Annotated in this window: 15 protein-coding genes; 7 read left to right on the plus strand and 8 right to left on the minus strand. The window is 71.7% G+C overall.

Annotated features, from left to right (window positions below):
* Positions 1-7: 7 nt before the first annotated feature.
* Positions 8-436: an SRPBCC family protein gene (locus ACIQHQ_RS36745; RefSeq protein WP_402620977.1), complete on the minus strand. Its 429-nt coding sequence runs from the start codon at positions 434-436 to the stop codon at positions 8-10.
* A gap of 222 nt (positions 437-658) precedes the next feature.
* On the opposite strand from ACIQHQ_RS36745, the gene ACIQHQ_RS36750 reads away from it, so the two are divergent.
* The 3 genes from ACIQHQ_RS36750 (at position 659) to ACIQHQ_RS36760 (ending at position 3,482) form a co-directional block, all read left to right on the plus strand.
* Positions 659-1,207: a Clp protease N-terminal domain-containing protein gene (locus tag ACIQHQ_RS36750; protein ID WP_402620980.1), complete on the plus strand. Its 549-nt coding sequence runs from the start codon at positions 659-661 to the stop codon at positions 1,205-1,207.
* 89 nt (positions 1,208-1,296) lie between these two features.
* Entirely contained in the window at positions 1,297-2,301 is a 1,005-nt protein-coding gene (locus ACIQHQ_RS36755) for an EamA family transporter (protein WP_402620982.1), read from the plus strand.
* Positions 2,302-2,531: 230 nt separating this feature from the next.
* Positions 2,532-3,482 carry a DMT family transporter gene (locus ACIQHQ_RS36760; RefSeq protein ID WP_402620984.1) on the plus strand — a complete coding sequence of 317 codons (951 nt, stop codon included), beginning with the start codon at positions 2,532-2,534 and terminating at the stop codon, positions 3,480-3,482.
* A gap of 17 nt (positions 3,483-3,499) precedes the next feature.
* Here ACIQHQ_RS36760 and ACIQHQ_RS36765 read toward each other — a convergent pair whose 3' ends face one another.
* Both ACIQHQ_RS36765 and ACIQHQ_RS36770 read right to left on the minus strand, forming a co-directional pair.
* A complete protein-coding gene (locus ACIQHQ_RS36765; protein ID WP_402620987.1) occupies positions 3,500-4,132 on the minus strand; it encodes an FMN-binding negative transcriptional regulator in 633 nt (210 codons plus the stop codon).
* Positions 4,132-4,818: a pyridoxamine 5'-phosphate oxidase family protein gene (locus ACIQHQ_RS36770; protein WP_402620990.1), complete on the minus strand. Its 687-nt coding sequence runs from the start codon at positions 4,816-4,818 to the stop codon at positions 4,132-4,134. Before ACIQHQ_RS36770 ends, ACIQHQ_RS36765 begins: the two co-directional genes overlap by 1 nt.
* Before the next feature lie 35 nt (positions 4,819-4,853).
* On the opposite strand from ACIQHQ_RS36770, the gene ACIQHQ_RS36775 reads away from it, so the two are divergent.
* Entirely contained in the window at positions 4,854-6,185 is a 1,332-nt protein-coding gene (locus ACIQHQ_RS36775) for an aminotransferase class I/II-fold pyridoxal phosphate-dependent enzyme (RefSeq protein WP_402620993.1), read from the plus strand.
* Between the two features lie 791 nt (positions 6,186-6,976).
* Here ACIQHQ_RS36775 and ACIQHQ_RS36780 read toward each other — a convergent pair.
* Complete coding sequence (locus ACIQHQ_RS36780; RefSeq protein WP_402620996.1) at positions 6,977-7,933, minus strand: DMT family transporter; 957 nt, start codon at positions 7,931-7,933, stop codon at positions 6,977-6,979.
* A 75-nt stretch (positions 7,934-8,008) separates the two neighbouring features.
* On the opposite strand from ACIQHQ_RS36780, the gene ACIQHQ_RS36785 reads away from it, so the two are divergent.
* Positions 8,009-8,911: a LysR family transcriptional regulator gene (locus tag ACIQHQ_RS36785; protein ID WP_402620999.1), complete on the plus strand. Its 903-nt coding sequence runs from the start codon at positions 8,009-8,011 to the stop codon at positions 8,909-8,911.
* A gap of 15 nt (positions 8,912-8,926) precedes the next feature.
* On the opposite strand, the gene ACIQHQ_RS36790 is transcribed toward ACIQHQ_RS36785, so the two are convergent.
* Positions 8,927-9,397 (minus strand): pyridoxamine 5'-phosphate oxidase family protein, encoded by a 471-nt coding sequence (locus ACIQHQ_RS36790; protein WP_402621002.1) that lies wholly within the window; start codon positions 9,395-9,397, stop codon positions 8,927-8,929.
* A gap of 132 nt (positions 9,398-9,529) precedes the next feature.
* Here ACIQHQ_RS36790 and ACIQHQ_RS36795 point away from each other — a divergent pair, with 132 nt between their 5' ends.
* On the plus strand, positions 9,530-10,180 hold the full coding sequence (locus tag ACIQHQ_RS36795) for a cysteine hydrolase (RefSeq protein WP_402621004.1): 651 nt from the start codon (positions 9,530-9,532) through the stop codon (positions 10,178-10,180).
* Here the strand turns inward: ACIQHQ_RS36795 and ACIQHQ_RS36800 are convergent.
* The 3 genes from ACIQHQ_RS36800 to ACIQHQ_RS36810 all read right to left on the minus strand — a co-directional run bounded on the left by ACIQHQ_RS36800 (position 10,167) and on the right by ACIQHQ_RS36810 (position 12,535).
* Complete coding sequence (locus tag ACIQHQ_RS36800) at positions 10,167-10,655, minus strand: Rieske (2Fe-2S) protein (RefSeq protein WP_402621007.1); 489 nt, start codon at positions 10,653-10,655, stop codon at positions 10,167-10,169. The two genes, ACIQHQ_RS36795 and ACIQHQ_RS36800, sit on opposite strands and share 14 nt — an antisense overlap.
* 290 nt (positions 10,656-10,945) lie before the next feature.
* On the minus strand, positions 10,946-11,626 hold the full coding sequence (locus ACIQHQ_RS36805; protein ID WP_402621010.1) for a hypothetical protein: 681 nt from the start codon (positions 11,624-11,626) through the stop codon (positions 10,946-10,948).
* Between the two features lie 6 nt (positions 11,627-11,632).
* Positions 11,633-12,535 carry a hypothetical protein gene (locus ACIQHQ_RS36810; RefSeq protein WP_402621013.1) on the minus strand — a complete coding sequence of 301 codons (903 nt, stop codon included), beginning with the start codon at positions 12,533-12,535 and terminating at the stop codon, positions 11,633-11,635.
* 858 nt (positions 12,536-13,393) lie between these two features.
* Here ACIQHQ_RS36810 and ACIQHQ_RS36815 point away from each other — a divergent pair.
* Positions 13,394-14,761 carry a lysine N(6)-hydroxylase/L-ornithine N(5)-oxygenase family protein gene (locus tag ACIQHQ_RS36815; RefSeq protein WP_402621015.1) on the plus strand — a complete coding sequence of 456 codons (1,368 nt, stop codon included), beginning with the start codon at positions 13,394-13,396 and terminating at the stop codon, positions 14,759-14,761.
* Positions 14,762-14,807 lie beyond the last annotated feature (46 nt).

The raw sequence follows: 14,807 nt of genomic DNA on the forward strand, positions 1-14,807 counted from the left end.
CGGGGTGTCAGGTCGCCAGGCCGTCCAGCCTGCGCAGCGACTCGTGCAGGGCCGCCGTGGCCGAGTCCTTGAGCTTGCCCGCCATCAGGGACACCGTCGCGCCCGTGAACTCACCGTCGATGCGGACCGTCGTGGCGTCGCCGTCGGGCGTGAGGGTATAGCGCGTCGCGACCGTCACCGCCATCGGTCCCTTGCCGCGGATGGCGAGCACTCGGGCCGGTTCCAGCTCCTCCACGGTCCAGGCCACCTCGGCCGGGAAGTTCATCAGCCGCATGTTCTCCTGGAAGGTCGCACCCACTTCGAGAGGCTCCGGGCCGCCCGCCGGGAAACTCGTGTGGGTCGCGTTCCACTCGCCGTACGCGGACCAGTCCGTGAGTCTCGCCCACACCTTCTCGGCCGGGGCCCCGATGCGTGCCTGCGCGCTGACTTCGGCCATGCGACCACCTCTTCGTATCGGGCTGGGTGTCGCGGAACGTAGCCGTGGCGGCCGCGATGTTCAATACTGACGAACCGTCAGCGAGGTTGGGGCGCACCCCGGATCCGCCTGATCTCCTCCGCAAGGAGGAGATTCCGGCCTCCGGGGTCCACTTCCCGTGGGACGCGAAGATGCTTCCCTCCGGGGATGACCCGGGCCCGCGGCACTGATGGGGTAGGGGATGTGCAACCCCGTATCCCCCGGCAGTCGGCCCATGAGCACGGCATTCAGCGCGTGGACAACGATGCCAGGCTCAGTGACGAGCTGGCATCGGTGGTCGGCGGCGCCCGGCGGCGGGCGGTCCGGGACGGGGACCGGCAGATCGACACCGCCCATCTGCTCCACTCGCTGCTGGAGTCCGACCCGCAGGCGCGTGCCGTCATCGGTGAGGGACCGCAGATCGCACGGCTGCTCGGTTATCTCGTCCAGCGCAGCATCGGCTACGGCCTGCGCTGGCAGAGCGGTGTGGAGGACTCCGGCGCCGTCCCCCTGGCGACGGGAACGGCGGGCTTCTCCCCGCTCGCCGCCACGTCCATGGAGTACGCCTGCGAACGGGCGGCCGAGCGCGGCGGGCCGGCCCGTGGCACCGACCTGCTCGCGGCGATCGTCGTCGACCCGCAGGCCCGCGCCGTAGAAGTGCTCGAACGGGCCGGCATCGACCCGCGCGAGGTGTACGCCCGGCTCGACGGCCGGCCCGGCATCACCGAGGAGTGCGGCGAAGCCACGCACTGAGCCGCCGCGTGGCCCGGGGCCGTTCGTCCCGTCCAGGCTGTGAGACAGGTGTCATAGGGGATGACGCTCCTGTCAAGTCCTGCCATCATGTGCCGGTGCGTACCACTGACAGCAGCGCGAGCGGGCGCGGCAGGGGCGTGGGGCTCGGCCTCGCGCTCCTGTCCGCGGTGGCCTTCGGCGGATCCGGTGTCGCGGCCAAGCCGCTGATCGAGGCGGGCCTGGACCCGCTGCACGTGGTGTGGCTGCGCGTGACCGGGGCGGCCCTGGTCATGCTGCCGCTCGCGGTGCGGCACCGGGTGCTGCTGCGCAGGCGCCCCGGGCTGCTCGCCGGGTTCGGCCTGCTCGCCGTCGCCGGTGTCCAGGCCTGCTACTTCGCCGCGCTCTCCCGGATCCCCGTCGGGGTCGCGCTGCTCATCGAGTACCTGGCGCCCGCGTTCGTGCTGGGCTGGGTGCGGTTCGTACAGAAGCGGCCCGTGACGCGTGCCGCGGCCGTCGGTGTCGTCCTCGCGGTCGGCGGACTCGCCTGTGTCGTCGAGGTGTGGTCCGGCCTCGGCTTCGACGCCCTCGGACTGCTGCTCGCGCTCGGTGCGGCCTGCTGCCAGGTCGGCTACTTCGTGCTGTCCGACCAGGGCAGTGACGCCGGGGACGAGGCCCCCGACCCGCTCGGCGTCATCGCCTACGGGCTGCTCGTCGGCGCGGCCGTGCTGACCGTGGTCGCACGGCCCTGGAGCATGGACTGGTCGGTGCTCGGGGGCACCGCGAGCATGGACGGCAGGCCCGTCGCCGCCGTCGTCCTGCTGGCGTGGATCGTCCTCGTCGCCACCGTCGTCGCGTACATCACCGGTGTGCTCTCCGTGCGCCGGCTCTCCCCGCAGGTCGCGGGAGTCGTGGCCTGTCTCGAGGCGGTCATCGCCACCGTCCTGGCCTGGATCCTGCTCGGCGAGCACCTCTCGGCGCCGCAGATCGCCGGTGGGGTGATCGTGCTGGTGGGCGCGTTCATCGCGCAGTCCTCGACGCCTGCCAAGGGGTCCGGGCAGCCGGTGGCGAGCGGCGGCCCGAAAAGGGAATTGTCCCGGCCCGGGACCAGCGCCTAAGGTGCCGATCATGCCTTCGAACGCACTCGTTCTTCCGCCTCCGGCCGCCTGAGGCGGGCCCTCCGGAAACCGCGCCCGGCAATGAGCAGCCGGGCCGAACGGTGCTGCCCGCAGACGAAGTCCGCGGACCCCGCTGATCCCAACCGATCCGGGGCCCTTCCCGAACTTCCGCGCATCCGGCCGCCACCCGACGCGGGTGCGGCACGCGTGCGCGTCTGCGGAGAGAACACGTGTCGAACATCGCATCCGGCCTGCCCATCGGGCGAGGCCTCCTCTATCTGATCGTCGCCGGTGCCGCCTGGGGCACCGCGGGCGCTGCCGCCTCCCTGGTCTACCGGGCCAGTGACATGGGGCCCGTCGCCCTCTCCTTCTGGCGCTGCGCCGCCGGTCTCGTCCTGCTGCTCGCCGTCCGCCTGCTGCGGCGGCGGGCCTCGACGCCTGCGCGGGAGCCGTTCGGCCGCCGGGCGTTGCGGTCCGGGGTCATGGGGCTCGGGCTCGCCGTCTTCCAGACCGCGTACTTCGCGGCGGTCTCCGCCACCGGCCTGGCCGTGGCCACCGTCGTCACCCTGGGCGCGGGTCCCGTTCTCATCGCGCTCGGGGCCCGGCTGACCCTGGCCGAGCGCCTGGGCCGGGGTGGCGCCCTCGCCGTCGGGGGTGCCCTCGCCGGGCTCGCGGTTCTCGTCCTCGGGGGCGGCGGCGCGACCGTACGCCCGGTCGGCGTGCTGCTCGCGCTGCTGTCCGCGGCCGGGTACTGCGTGACGACGCTGCTCACCCGCCGGTGGGGCCGCGACGGCGAGGCCGACGCCTCCCGGACGACCACAGGGGCCTTCGCCGTCACGAGCCTGTGCCTGCTGCCCCTCGCCCTGACGGAGGGACTGCTGCCGCACACCGAGGAGCCCGGCCGGCTCCTGCTCCTGCTGGCCTACGTCGCCGCCGTCCCCACGGCACTCGCGTACGGCCTCTACTTCGCGGGCGCGGCCGTCGTACGGTCCGCCACCGTCTCGGTGGTCATGCTGCTGGAACCGGTGAGCGCGGCGGTGCTCGCCGTCGTCCTGCTCGGCGAGCACCTCACGGCGGCGACGCTGGCCGGGACCCTGCTGATGCTCGGCTCGGTGGCGGGCCTCGCGGTCGGGGAGGCGCGGGGTGCGCGGACGGACGAGGAGCCGGTGATGGCCGTGTAGGGCGAGCCCCCCGCGGCCTACGCCCGCTGTCTGCGCAGGAGGTGGTCGCGGGCCTTCGCGTCGCCCGGACCGCCGCGGGCCGCGAGGCCCGCGGCGATCCGCTCGCGGACCTCGTCCGTCCTGTGGTCGGCGTACTTGAACTTCGCCCGCACGTCCCTCACCTCGAGGCGCAGGCCACGGATCCCGGCGAGCATCCTGCCGTAGGGTGCCTCGCCCGCCGCGGCCCGTGCGGAACCGCCCCGTGGCTGGAAGTGGTCGACCTGGCGGTTGAGGAGTGCGGCCTTCTCCGCCGGGTCGTCCACGACTTGGGCGCGGCAGCGGAGCTGGACGGCCGCGTAGAAGCTTGTCGGGGTGCCGTGCTCGGGCGGGACGTCCGGGGCGGCCTGCCAGGGGCCGGGCACGTACACGTAGTCGTCGACCACGCTCAGCACCACCTCCGGGTCGGCCTCCAGCGCGGGCCAGAGCGGGTTCGGGCGGGCGAGGTGGGTGACGACGACGGCGTGCTCGGGGTCGTAGGCGAAGTGCAGGGGCTGGACGTGGGGCGGCTCGCCCGGCAGGCCGTTGACGGCGAGCTGACCGAAGTCGTGGTCGGCCAGCCACCGTTGCCATTCGGTGTCGTCGCGGGGCGCGTCCCAGGGGTGGATCAGCATCACAGGGCCTCGAGGTAGCCGGGCCGTTCGGTGCCCGGGACCAGACCCGGGTCGGGAACCGGTGTGCCGTAGGTGCGCCGCACCGGGACGACACCGGCCCAGTGCGGGAGGGCGAGGTCCTCCGGTTCGTCGTTCACGCCGCCGGTGCGCAGCTTCGCGGAGACCTCGTCCAGGTCAAGTCGGATCACGGCGGTGGCAGCCAGTTCCTTCTTGTTGGCGGGCCGCGAGTCGGCGGAGCGGCCGGGTACGACGTGGTCGACCAGCGCGTCCAGGGCCTGCCGCTTCTCCTCGGGGTCCGTCACGTCGTGGGCGACGCCGTGCACCACCACGGAGCGGTAGTTGATCGAGTGGTGGAAGGCCGAGCGGGCCAGGACCAAGCCGTCGACGTGCGTGACCGTCAGGCAGACCGCGAGGCCCGGGTCGGCCTGTCCGGCCGCCCGCAGCGGGCGCGAGCCCGTCGAGCCGTGCACGTACAGGCGCTCGCCGACCCGGGCGTACAGCGTGGGCAGGACCACCGGCGCCCCGTCGCGGACGAAACCGAGATGGCAGACGTAGGCCTCGTCGAGTATCGCGTGCACCAGTTCCCTGTCGTACGAGGCCCGGTCCGGGGAGCGGGTGGGGACGGTGCGGTCGGTCGGGGTGTAGCCGGTGTCGGGCTGCGACGGCGTCTGCGCGGTTCCCTGCATGGCGCTCTCCATTGCACTAGTGCATAATTGGCTTTGTGCTAGGAGAGTATCGGATCAGTGGGCGTCGCGCGGTGGACATTTCCGCGAGCATCGAGCGCGCGGTGGGGACCGGTGAGCTGCGGCCCGGTCAATCGCTGCCTCCCCTGCGGGAGTTGGCGGAGCAGCTGGGGGTGAACGCCAACACGGTCGCGGCCGCGTACCGGACCCTGCGCGAGCGCGGGGTCATCGAGACCGCGGGCCGGCGCGGCAGCCGGGTGCGGCCCGCACCGGCGACGACCGGGCGGGACCACATCAGGGTGGACGTTCCCGACGGCGTGCGGGACGTCGCGCAGGGCAATCCGGACCCGGCGCTGCTGCCGCCGCTCGCGGGCGCGTTCGCTGCGGCCGTCGCCGAAGGCGACCGGGCGCCCGTGCTCTACGGGGAGATGGCCGTGGAGCCGGAGCTGGCCCGGATCGCCCGGGCCGGACTCGACGCCGACGGGGTGCCGGACGGGCCGCTCGCCGTGGTCTCCGGGGCCCTCGACGGCGTCGAACGGGTGCTGGCGGCTCACCTCAAGCCCGGTGACACCGTCGCCGTCGAGGATCCCGGCTGGGGCCGCACCCTCGATCTCGTGCCCGCCCTCGGGCTGCGGACCGTCCCCGTCGGCGTCGACGACGAAGGGCCGCGCGCACAGGACGTGCGCCGGGCGCTGGAGGCCGGGGCACGGGCCCTGATCGTCACGGACCGGGCGCAGAACCCGACCGGCGCCGCGGTGAGCGCTCCACGCGCGCGTGCCCTGCGTGCCGTGCTCCGCGAGTTCCCGGAGGTCCTGCTGATCGAGGACGATCACGGTCACGGCATCGTCGACGTGCCCCTGCACCCTCTGGCCGGCACCACCCGGCACTGGGCGTTGGTGCGCTCGGCCGCCAAGGCCTACGGCCCGGATCTGCGGCTCGCCGTGCTCACCGGGGACGCCGTCACCGTCGACCGGGTCCGCGGAAGGCAGCGGCTCGGCCCGGGCTGGGTGAGCCGGCTGATGCAGCGGGCCCTTGTCCGGTTGTGGGCCGACGGCGCGGTGGACACGGCCGAGGTGGCGGCGTCGTACGGACGGCGGAGGGACGCGCTGATCGGCGCGCTCGACCGGCGCGGTGTCGCGTCGTACGGGCGCAGCGGCATGAACGTGTGGGTGCCCGTGCCGGACGAGACCGGCGCCGTCGCCCGGCTGTTGCACGCCGGCTGGGCGGTGGCCCCCGGCGCCCTCTTCCGGCTGAGCGCGCCGCCCGGCATCCGGGTCACCGTCTCGACGCTCGCCGGGCCCGAGATCGAGGCCCTGGCCGACGCGATCGCCTCGGCCGTCGGCCCCGCCCCCGCCCGCAGCTACGACTGAGACCGGCCGCGGCGCCCCGGTTCTGGACAGTGCCCCCGAGGCACCGGCCATCAGCCACTGAGGCCCGGCCGCGGCGCCTGGACTCGGCGCAGGTACGGCGGTGACACCGGCTTCGGCCCTGGAGCCGCCGCGAGGAAGTCGTGTGAGGCCTGGTCTCCGGCCCGTGCCCCCGGCGGTGACACGGCTGAGGCACCGGGTTCGGCCGTCGGGCCGCCGTGCGCGTGGGGCTGTGTCCAGGGAACTGTCGCGGCGCCTCGGCCCGGGGATGTGCGGCTGAGGCACCGGTCGGGTCCCCCGTGCGCGTGGGGCTGTGTCCGGGGAACAGGCGCGGCGCCTCGGCCCGGGGAGGCACGGCTGGGGCACCGGTTCGGGTCCCCCGTGCGCGTGGGGCTGTGTCCGGGGAACAGGCGCGGCGCCTCGGCTCGGCGGTGACACGGCTGAGGCACCGGGTTCGGCCGTCGGGCCGCCGTGCGCGTGGGGCTGTGTCCAGGGAACTGTCGCGGCGCCTCGGCTCGGGGAGGTGCGGCTGAGGCACTGGTTTCGGCCGTCGGGCCGCCGTGCGCGTGGGGCTGTGTCCGGGGAACAGTCGCGGCGCCTCGGCTCGGGGAGGTGCGGCTGAGGCACTGGTTTCGGCCGTCGGGCCGCCGTGCGCGTGGGGCTGTGTCTGGGGAACAGTCGCGGCGCCTCGGCTCGGGGAGGTGCGGTTGAGGCACCGGTTTCGGCCGTCGGGCCGCCGTGCGCGTGGGGCTGTGTCCGGGGAACGGCGACCCCGGCGCTCCGGGTCCGTGCGGTTACGGCCGAGGCGGCGCCTGCCGGGGCTTCGGCCGCACCTGAGTGAGTGCCGCGCCCGTCAGGACGATCAGCGCCCCGACCGGTGTCGACCAGCTGAGCGTCTCGCCGAGGAGGGCGACACCGGCGGCCGTGGCGATGACCGGGATGAAGTACGTGACCATCTGGGCGGTCGTAGGGCCGACCTCGGCGACCAGGCCGTACTGGAGGAGCACGGCCAGGCCCGTGCCCAGGGCGCCCAGGGCGGCGATCGCCAGCAACGGCACGACGGACACGCGGGTGGGCAGGGTCGTGAACAGCGGGGTGACGACGGCCAGCTGGACCGTCGCGAGCAGCAGCTGGGCGCCGGTCATCGACAGGTGCGAGTGGCCGGTGCCGGCCAGGGTGCGGCGGACGTAGATCCAGCCGATGGGGTAGCTGAGGGAGGCCAGCAGGGCCAGTGCCGTTCCGGTGGCGTCCAGGCCGTGGAAGCCCTGCCAGGCGCCCAGCACCGTGAGCACCCCGAGGAAGCCCAGCCCGAGCCCCGCCACCCGCACCCGGGTCGGGCGGTCCTCCGAGAGGGCGACCAGCGACAGCGCCATGCCCCACAGCGGTGAGGTCGCGTTGCAGATGCCCGCCAGCGTGGACGGGATGGTCAGCTCGGCGTACGCGAACAGGGAGAACGGCAGGGCGTTCAGCAGGAACGCGGCGACCGTCAGATGCTTCCAGACGCGTGCCCCGCGCGGCAGCCGCTCACGTCGTATGGCCATCGCGGCGGCCAGCACCACCGTGCCGAACACCAGCCTGCCGAGCGTCACCTGGAACGGCGCGTACCCCTCGGTGCCCACCTTGATGAGGAGGAAGCTGAAGCCCCAGATCAGGGACAGGGCGGCGAACCGCAGGCGCCAGTCGAGGCGGCGGCGGGCAGGTGCGGACGGGGCCGTGGCTACGCGCCCGGACGGGGTGGTGACGGTGCTCATGCCAGCCACGATGCGGCACCAGAACCTCGTAGCACAATCGAGATTTCGCACCCGGTATTGCGTAGCATTGCTTACATGTTGAACCTGGAGCGCCTGCGTACCCTCGACGCCCTCGCCCGGCACGGCTCGGTGAGCGGAGCGGCCGAGGGGCTGCACATCACCACCTCCGCCGTCTCGCAGCAGCTGGCCAAGCTGGAGCGCGAGGTCGGTCAGCAGCTCCTCGCCAAGAACGGCCGGGGCGTGCGGCTCACCGACGCGGGGAGGCTGCTCGCCGAGCACGCCGCGCGCATCCTGTCCCAGGTCGAACTCGCCCAGTCGGACCTGGAGGCACAGCGCGGGCAGGTCGTCGGCGAGCTCAGGCTCTCGGCGTTCCCGACGGCCGCACGGGGCCTGTTCCCGCAGGCGCTGGCCGCACTGCGCGAGCGGCATCCCGCGCTCCGGCTGCGTTCCTGCGAACTCGAACCGGAGCAGGGCATCGCCGGAGTCGTGCGCGGCGACCTCGACCTCGCCGTGGTGCTCGACTGGTACAACAAGCCCATGGCGCTGCCCGAGGGCCTGGTCAAGGCGTCGATTCTGGACGACCCGGCCGAGGTCGCCCTGCCGGCGGACCACCGGCTCGCAGGGCGCGAAGAGGTGGACCTCGGCGAGTTCGCCGACGACGAGTGGATCACCTGGGGCGACGGCGAGTTCTGCCACGAGTGGCTGATGTTCACGCTCCGCTCGAAGGGCATCGAGCCGATCGTCGGCCACCGCGCGGCGGAGACGCACACGCAGCTCGGCCTCGTCGCCGCGGGCCTAGGGGTGTGCATCGCCCCGTTGCTCGGCCGCCACCCGATGCCCGAAGGGGTCGTGACCGTCCCCGTCACCCAGCGGGTCCGCCGGCACGTGTACGTCGTCTGGCGCGCGGACGCGGACCGCCGCCCCTCGATCCGGGCGGCGGTGCAGGCCCTGCGGACGGCGGGGGAGAGCGTCGGCTGACGCTCCCGGGGGGAGCTACTGCCCGGCCAGCTTGCGGAAGTCCCAGGAGACGATCTTCCGCGGCGTCAGACGCAGCCACGCATGCCGGCCGTCGTGCGGCATCTCCTCCAGGCCGAAGTTCTTCCGCGCGAACAGCGTCTCCGGCACGTCGAGTTCGGCGCGCAGCTCGCCCGTGCGGGGTATCTCGCCCACGAACTCGACGGTGCCGGACAGCTCGGCGCCGCGCAGCTCGTCGTACTCCTCGCCGGTGTCGACCACGATCGCCACGCGGGGATCGCGCCGCAGGTCGGTCCACCGCTTGCTGCGGACGACGGAATACAGCCACATCGAGGCACCGTCCCAGGCGAACCACAACGTACTGACGTGCGGCGCGCCGTCGGCCGACACCGTGGCCACCCGGCAGGTGCGCTGCGTGGTCAGGAAATCGTCCAGCTCACCCGGCGTCATCATGATCTTCCGGCCCCTGCGCTGCTGAGTGACGGTCATGCGCCCCCTCTTTCTCCCACGTCGTGCCAGAGGAGATCCTCTGACATCACGTCAGAAAAGGATGGGTGCTCTTCCGTTCACGCGCAACGGTGGCTACGCTCACCCGCCCGGCGGCAGGCGACAGGGGGAGACGTGCCCTCGTACGAAGCGCTCAGCGAACTCCTCGAACCGCGCACCACCGTGCTGCTCACCGTCGAGTGCCAGGAGGGCGTCGTCGGGGCGGACAGCGCACTGCCCGACCTCGCCGCGCAGGCACGCGCAAGTGGCGCCCTCGCCAACGTCGCCCGTCTGGTGGCGGCCGCCCACGACGGCGGTGTCCAAGTCGTCCACGCCGTCGCCGAGCGCCGCCCAGACGGCCGTGGCGCCAACCGCAACGCCCGCCTCTTCCGCGCCGCGGCACGCCTGCCCGTCCAGCAGCTGACCGGCACGGCGGCGGTGCGGGTGGCCGCCCCGATCGAGGTCGCCGAGGAGGACCTCGTCGTACGGCGTCTGCACGGGCTGTCACCCCTGCACGGCACCGACGTCGATCCGCTGCTGCGCAACCTCGGCTGCCGCACCCTGATCGTCACCGGCGTCTCGGCCAACGTGGCCGTGCCCAACGCCGTGTTCGACGCCGTGAACCGCGGTTACAGCGTCGTCGTCCCGGCGGACGCCATCGCGGGAGTGCCCGCCGACTACACCCCCGCGATGATCCGCCACACCCTCGCGCTGGTCGCCACGGTCACGACCACGGACGAGGTGCTGGCGTGCCTGAAGCGTGCGGGTGGGGTCAGGCGAGCGTGATGGAGTCGCCGTTCACGCTGATCTGCTTCGCCTCCAGCGGCTGGACCGCCGGGCCCTTCTTCACGCTGCCGTCCAGGACGGAGAACTGACTGCCGTGGCAGGTGCAGGAGATGATGTCGTCCTTGAGGTCGACCATCGGACACTTCTGGTGGGTGCAGATCGTGGAGAAGGCCTTGTAGTCACCCGCGGCCGGCTGCGAGACCACCACCTTCTCGTCCTTGAAGATCTTGCCGCTGCCCTCCGGGATGTCGGCGGTCTTCGCGAGCGCCGCACCACCGGCCCCCGCTCCGTCGGACGGGCCGCCCCCTTCGTTCGTCGCGCCGCCACCCGTGGCGCCCTGTCCGGTGGACGGGTCGGACGCCTTGTCGTCCGACCCGCACGCCGTCAGCGCCACGGTGAGCCCCGCCGCGCCGACCGCCGCCACGACGGTGCGGCGGCTCGGTCCCGACATCGGCTGAACTGATTCGCTGGTCATGCTGACGTTCCTTCCGGGGAAGTTCGTGATCTGCCGAGAGGTACGGCCCCTGAGGACCGGCTGTTCAGACCTTGTCGAAATCCTGACCCGTTCGCGGAAGGACACGGGTAAAGCGGAGCTGTCGGTTCGCTGTCGGGTTCCGGCCCGCCGCCGCGAGGCCGTCGCCGAGACCGCCGCCGGCGTCAGTAACCTGGGGCGATGCTCAAGGAAGTGATCGCGACCCGTTTCATCGCGCCCCTGCGCGAGGGCGGTTCGCTGCCGGGCCTGGTCGAGGCCGACGACTCCGGCACCTACGTCGCAGATGGGGGAGAGGCGGTCAGCAGGTCGATGAGCTCCGTCCCTGTTCGCTCGGGCAGGAGAATCGTCGCTGCTTCCTGGTAGTTCGGGGCAGCCTGCCTCAGCCAGCCCTGCAGCGCGGAATCGGCGGCCAGTGGGCGTCCCTCGCGCAGCACGTCGATCTCGTCCTGGTGGGCAGCGAAGACCGACCGCACAACGCGGTCGTCGCCGAACGCCTGGTAGGGGAAACCGATACCGGTTGCCTGGTTGGACTTGTAGGTCCGCTCGTTGGACACCAGGCCCTGGGCGAGGAGCTGCCCGAGCATCGTGTTCGGCCACACCGTGGCTGCAGGAGCGTACGCGTCGGCAAGAGCGCGGGCTTCATCCCGCGGCAGCACAGAACGCCGTGCGTCGGCCATGAGCGAGGCCAGGGCGTCCACCGCACGGTGCACGGGCCGCTCCAGAGGATCGAGCCCGAGCCGGGAGCAGATGGTCTCTGCACGGTGGTCGATAAAGGCATCGAACACCGCGCTCCGGTCACGCGGATGGACGCCCGAGCCGCCACGCTCCAGGCTCTTGCTCAGACTGTCCGCATACAGCTTCACGAGCAAAGGGTTGATGAAGACCGAGGCCAGCAGGGGAGTGTTGGGAAGAACTGCCGCCGCACCCTGCAGATAGCTCTCCAGCCCCTCCATCTCCCGTCAGGCAAAGCCGGAGTGCACGGATGCCGGCACATCGAAACGATCAGGCACGACGATCGACTTGAAGGTCGAGCGGCAGGACACCAACAAAGCGATGTGCTGGTACCCGGCCAGACGCACCTGCAGCGCGAGCAGTTCGCTCTTCCAGTTCCCGGCGTCGTCGGAGTCATTGAGCGCATCAATGATCAACAGGAAGCGGCAAGCGCTGGCCGCGCCAGCGGCGTCCATCGCCTGGAGGAAGTCCCGCTTGGCAAGCGGCCCCAGGCCACGCTTCTGCGCGATCTCACTCAGCGTGTTGTGCCCGGTGAGCTCCTGCCCGAACACCACCAACGCCGGCCGGCCCTCGTCTACGGCCCGCCGCGCGGCGTCGACCAGCAAATGCGTCTTGCCCTGTCCTGCCTCCCCCAGGAGCAACCAGGTCTTCTTCTCCGCTGCCTGGGCAGCGGAACTCCGCAACAAGCCGTCCAGGCGTGCGCAGGCGTCGAAGGCACGAGCCAGAGCGCGCTCGCACAACCATTGCACGCTCTGCACCGCGGTCACCGGAGCGTTTACGCCCCGTCCGGCCGCAGGTGTGGCGTCGCTTTCACACTCTTCCTCGGTGAACCGGTCAGCCAGGTCCTTGAACTCACCCAGCCGCTCCAGCATGTCCTCCACCACAGCAGAACTCTGCTCGGCGGGGAAACCGGACGTTGCGGATGCAGCGGACAGGTCGTGGACCAAGGTGTGGGCGCCTTCCCGCAACGCGGGCGTCCACGCGTGCACCCACCGCGACAGCGCCTGATGGTCGGGGCTGCTGGCCGGCGCGGGATAGCTGTCGTACCAGCGTGTCATCTCGGAAAGGAGTGTCACCACAGCGGCCTGCAGATCCCGGGATCGCTGGACGTAGCGTTCATCGACGCCCACCGGCAGGTGTTCGGGGTCGAGCCGATCTGCACGAGCAGGCCGCTCCGGCGGTCTTCTACCTCCTAGGAGGCAGGCCCGATGGGAGTAGGGAGCCCTCAGGTGCCCTCGTCCGGGAACTGGGTGAGGAACCTCGGTGTCCGGCTCCTGGGAGCCCGTGTCCTGGGCGATGTCGAGGCCATGGCAGCGCTTGAGTGCGTGCCGATGAAGGTGGCGGTGTATCAGGCGCGCGTTGCCCAGGTGCCCAGACCAGCTGCCGAACTGGCGGATCTGAGGTGGATTTCCGGGGCCGAAGGCGACGTCGAGCTGGCTCCTGCTGTCAAGGACAATGTCCTGCCGTTATGGAACAGCGCGGTCTCCCGGCGGGCTGAAAGGGGCGGGCATGTTCAGCCTGACGGGTCAGGCCGGCGGCAGAAACAGGCGACGCCCGGTAGGGGGCCGTCAGCCGGTCGTGCGCCGTCCCCGCCCCCCCTCAGCCTCGCGGCGCAGCAGCCCGCGCTCGTAGGCATGGACCACATGCTGCGCTATGAGGTGCCGCACGACATCGACCGTGACCGGCACGCAGCTTCGGCATGGCGGCCTTCCGCTGGGCGCGGCGGTGACGGGTCGGGCCAAGAGCCAGTTGATGACGCCGTGCACATGGCCGTCCCGTGCAGTGCAATCTCGCACCACGACGTCCCCTGGCGCCGCCAGCCGGGGTGCTTGCTCCCTGCCGGCAGGGCAGTGGCGACGACGGTCTTCCCTGCTCTCGGACTTGACACTCCGTATGGAGTGGGGGAAGTTAGGCCTGCCTTACCTTAGTGTCGGGATTGGGGTCGTATGCGCGGCCCGGCCACTCGTAGATCCAACGGAAGGACCAGCATGTCGGTACACCGCGAGGACAGCGGTCAGGCTGTGGGCGACAGAGCCCACGACCTGGTCGGCATAGGCTTCGGCCCGTCCAATCTCGCTCTGGCCATCGCGGTCGCCGACCACAACCGTCGCGACACCAACCGCGCTCTGCGGGCGCGCTTCGTGGAACAGCAGGAGCGTTTCGGCTGGCACCGCGGCATGCTCCTGGAGGGGGCGACCATGCAGGTCTCCTTCCTCAAGGACCTCGTCACCATGCGCGACCCCAGCAGCCGCTTCTCCTTCCTGATGTACCTGCAGCACCGGGGACGACTCGCCGACTTCATCAACCAGAAGACGTTCTTCCCGACCCGGATCGAGTTCCACGACTACTTCGAGTGGTGTGCCACCCAGTTCGCCGGGAGCGTCGACTACGGACGCCGGGTCACCGAGATCCGCCCCGTGCGCACCGGAGGCCGGGTTGGGGCGGTCGATGTCGTCTCCAAGAGCGTGTCCGACCCCGCCGACCGGCAGGTGCTCAGGACCGTCAATGTCGCTGTCGGCACCGGCCTCAAGCCCCGCCTTCCCGAGGGCGTGACCCAGGGCGAGCACGTCTGGCACACCCGCGACCTGCTCTTCCGTGCGCCGGGACTGAAGAACCTCCGGCACCGCCGCTTCGTCGTCGTGGGCGCCGGCCAGTCCGCCGCCGAGGCGGTCGACTATCTGCACCGTACGTTCCCCGATGCGGAAGTCAACGCGGTCTTCACCCGCTACGGCTACAGCCCGGCCGACGACAGCCCGTTCGCCAACCGGATCTTCGACCCTTCCGCGGTCGACGACTTCTTCACCGCGCCGGAGCGGGTCAAGCAAGACCTCTACGGCTACCACCGCAACACCAACTACTCCGTGGTGGACGGCGACCTGATCGAGCAGCTGTACCGGACGCACTATCAGGAGAAGGTCAGCGGACGGGAACGGCTCCGCTTCCTCAACACGACCGAACTGTGCGGCGTCGAGCACCTGGCGGACGGCGCGCGCGTCGTCGTAAGTTCTCTGACCACGGGCCAGGAAGAGGCCCTGGACTGCGATGCCGTGGTCATGGCCACCGGTTACCGCCCCGTCGACCCCCGCGACCTCCTGGGCGAACTCGCCGATGACTGCCTCACCGACGAGCAGGGTCGGGTGCGGGTGGACCGCGGCTACCGCGTGCTGATGGCCGATCACGTCGACGTCGGTGTCTACCTCCAAGGCGGCACCGAGCACACCCACGGCCTCACGTCCTCGCTGCTCTCCACGCTCGCGATTCGATCCGGCGAGATCTGCGACTCCCTGCTGCTGCGCCAGACCGCGCAGGCGTTGCGCGCCGACCGCGGCCGGGAGATTGACACCGTGCTCGGCTGAGACACCGTGCTTGGCTGAGTGTCGGTGCCACGAACGACGCCGCCCT

This window comes from Streptomyces sp. NPDC092370 (assembly GCF_044755265.1).
Classification (GTDB): domain Bacteria; phylum Actinomycetota; class Actinomycetes; order Streptomycetales; family Streptomycetaceae; genus Streptomyces.

Bases quoted from the DNA above. Each gene is read 5' to 3' on its own strand.
- ACIQHQ_RS36745 (WP_402620977.1), bottom strand. From the start codon at position 436: ATGGCCGAAGTCAGCGCGCAGGCACGCATCGGGGCCCCGGCCGAGAAG.
- ACIQHQ_RS36765 (WP_402620987.1), bottom strand. From the start codon at position 4,132: ATGCTGATCCACCCCTGGGACGCGCCCCGCGACGACACCGAATGGCAA.
- ACIQHQ_RS36770 (WP_402620990.1), bottom strand. From the start codon at position 4,818: ATGCAGGGAACCGCGCAGACGCCGTCGCAGCCCGACACCGGCTACACC.
- ACIQHQ_RS36780 (WP_402620996.1), bottom strand. From the start codon at position 7,933: ATGAGCACCGTCACCACCCCGTCCGGGCGCGTAGCCACGGCCCCGTCC.
- ACIQHQ_RS36785 (WP_402620999.1), top strand. From the start codon at position 8,009: ATGTTGAACCTGGAGCGCCTGCGTACCCTCGACGCCCTCGCCCGGCAC.
- ACIQHQ_RS36790 (WP_402621002.1), bottom strand. From the start codon at position 9,397: ATGACCGTCACTCAGCAGCGCAGGGGCCGGAAGATCATGATGACGCCG.
- ACIQHQ_RS36800 (WP_402621007.1), bottom strand. From the start codon at position 10,655: ATGACCAGCGAATCAGTTCAGCCGATGTCGGGACCGAGCCGCCGCACC.
- ACIQHQ_RS36805 (WP_402621010.1), bottom strand. From the start codon at position 11,626: ATGGAGGGGCTGGAGAGCTATCTGCAGGGTGCGGCGGCAGTTCTTCCC.
- ACIQHQ_RS36815 (WP_402621015.1), top strand. From the start codon at position 13,394: ATGTCGGTACACCGCGAGGACAGCGGTCAGGCTGTGGGCGACAGAGCC.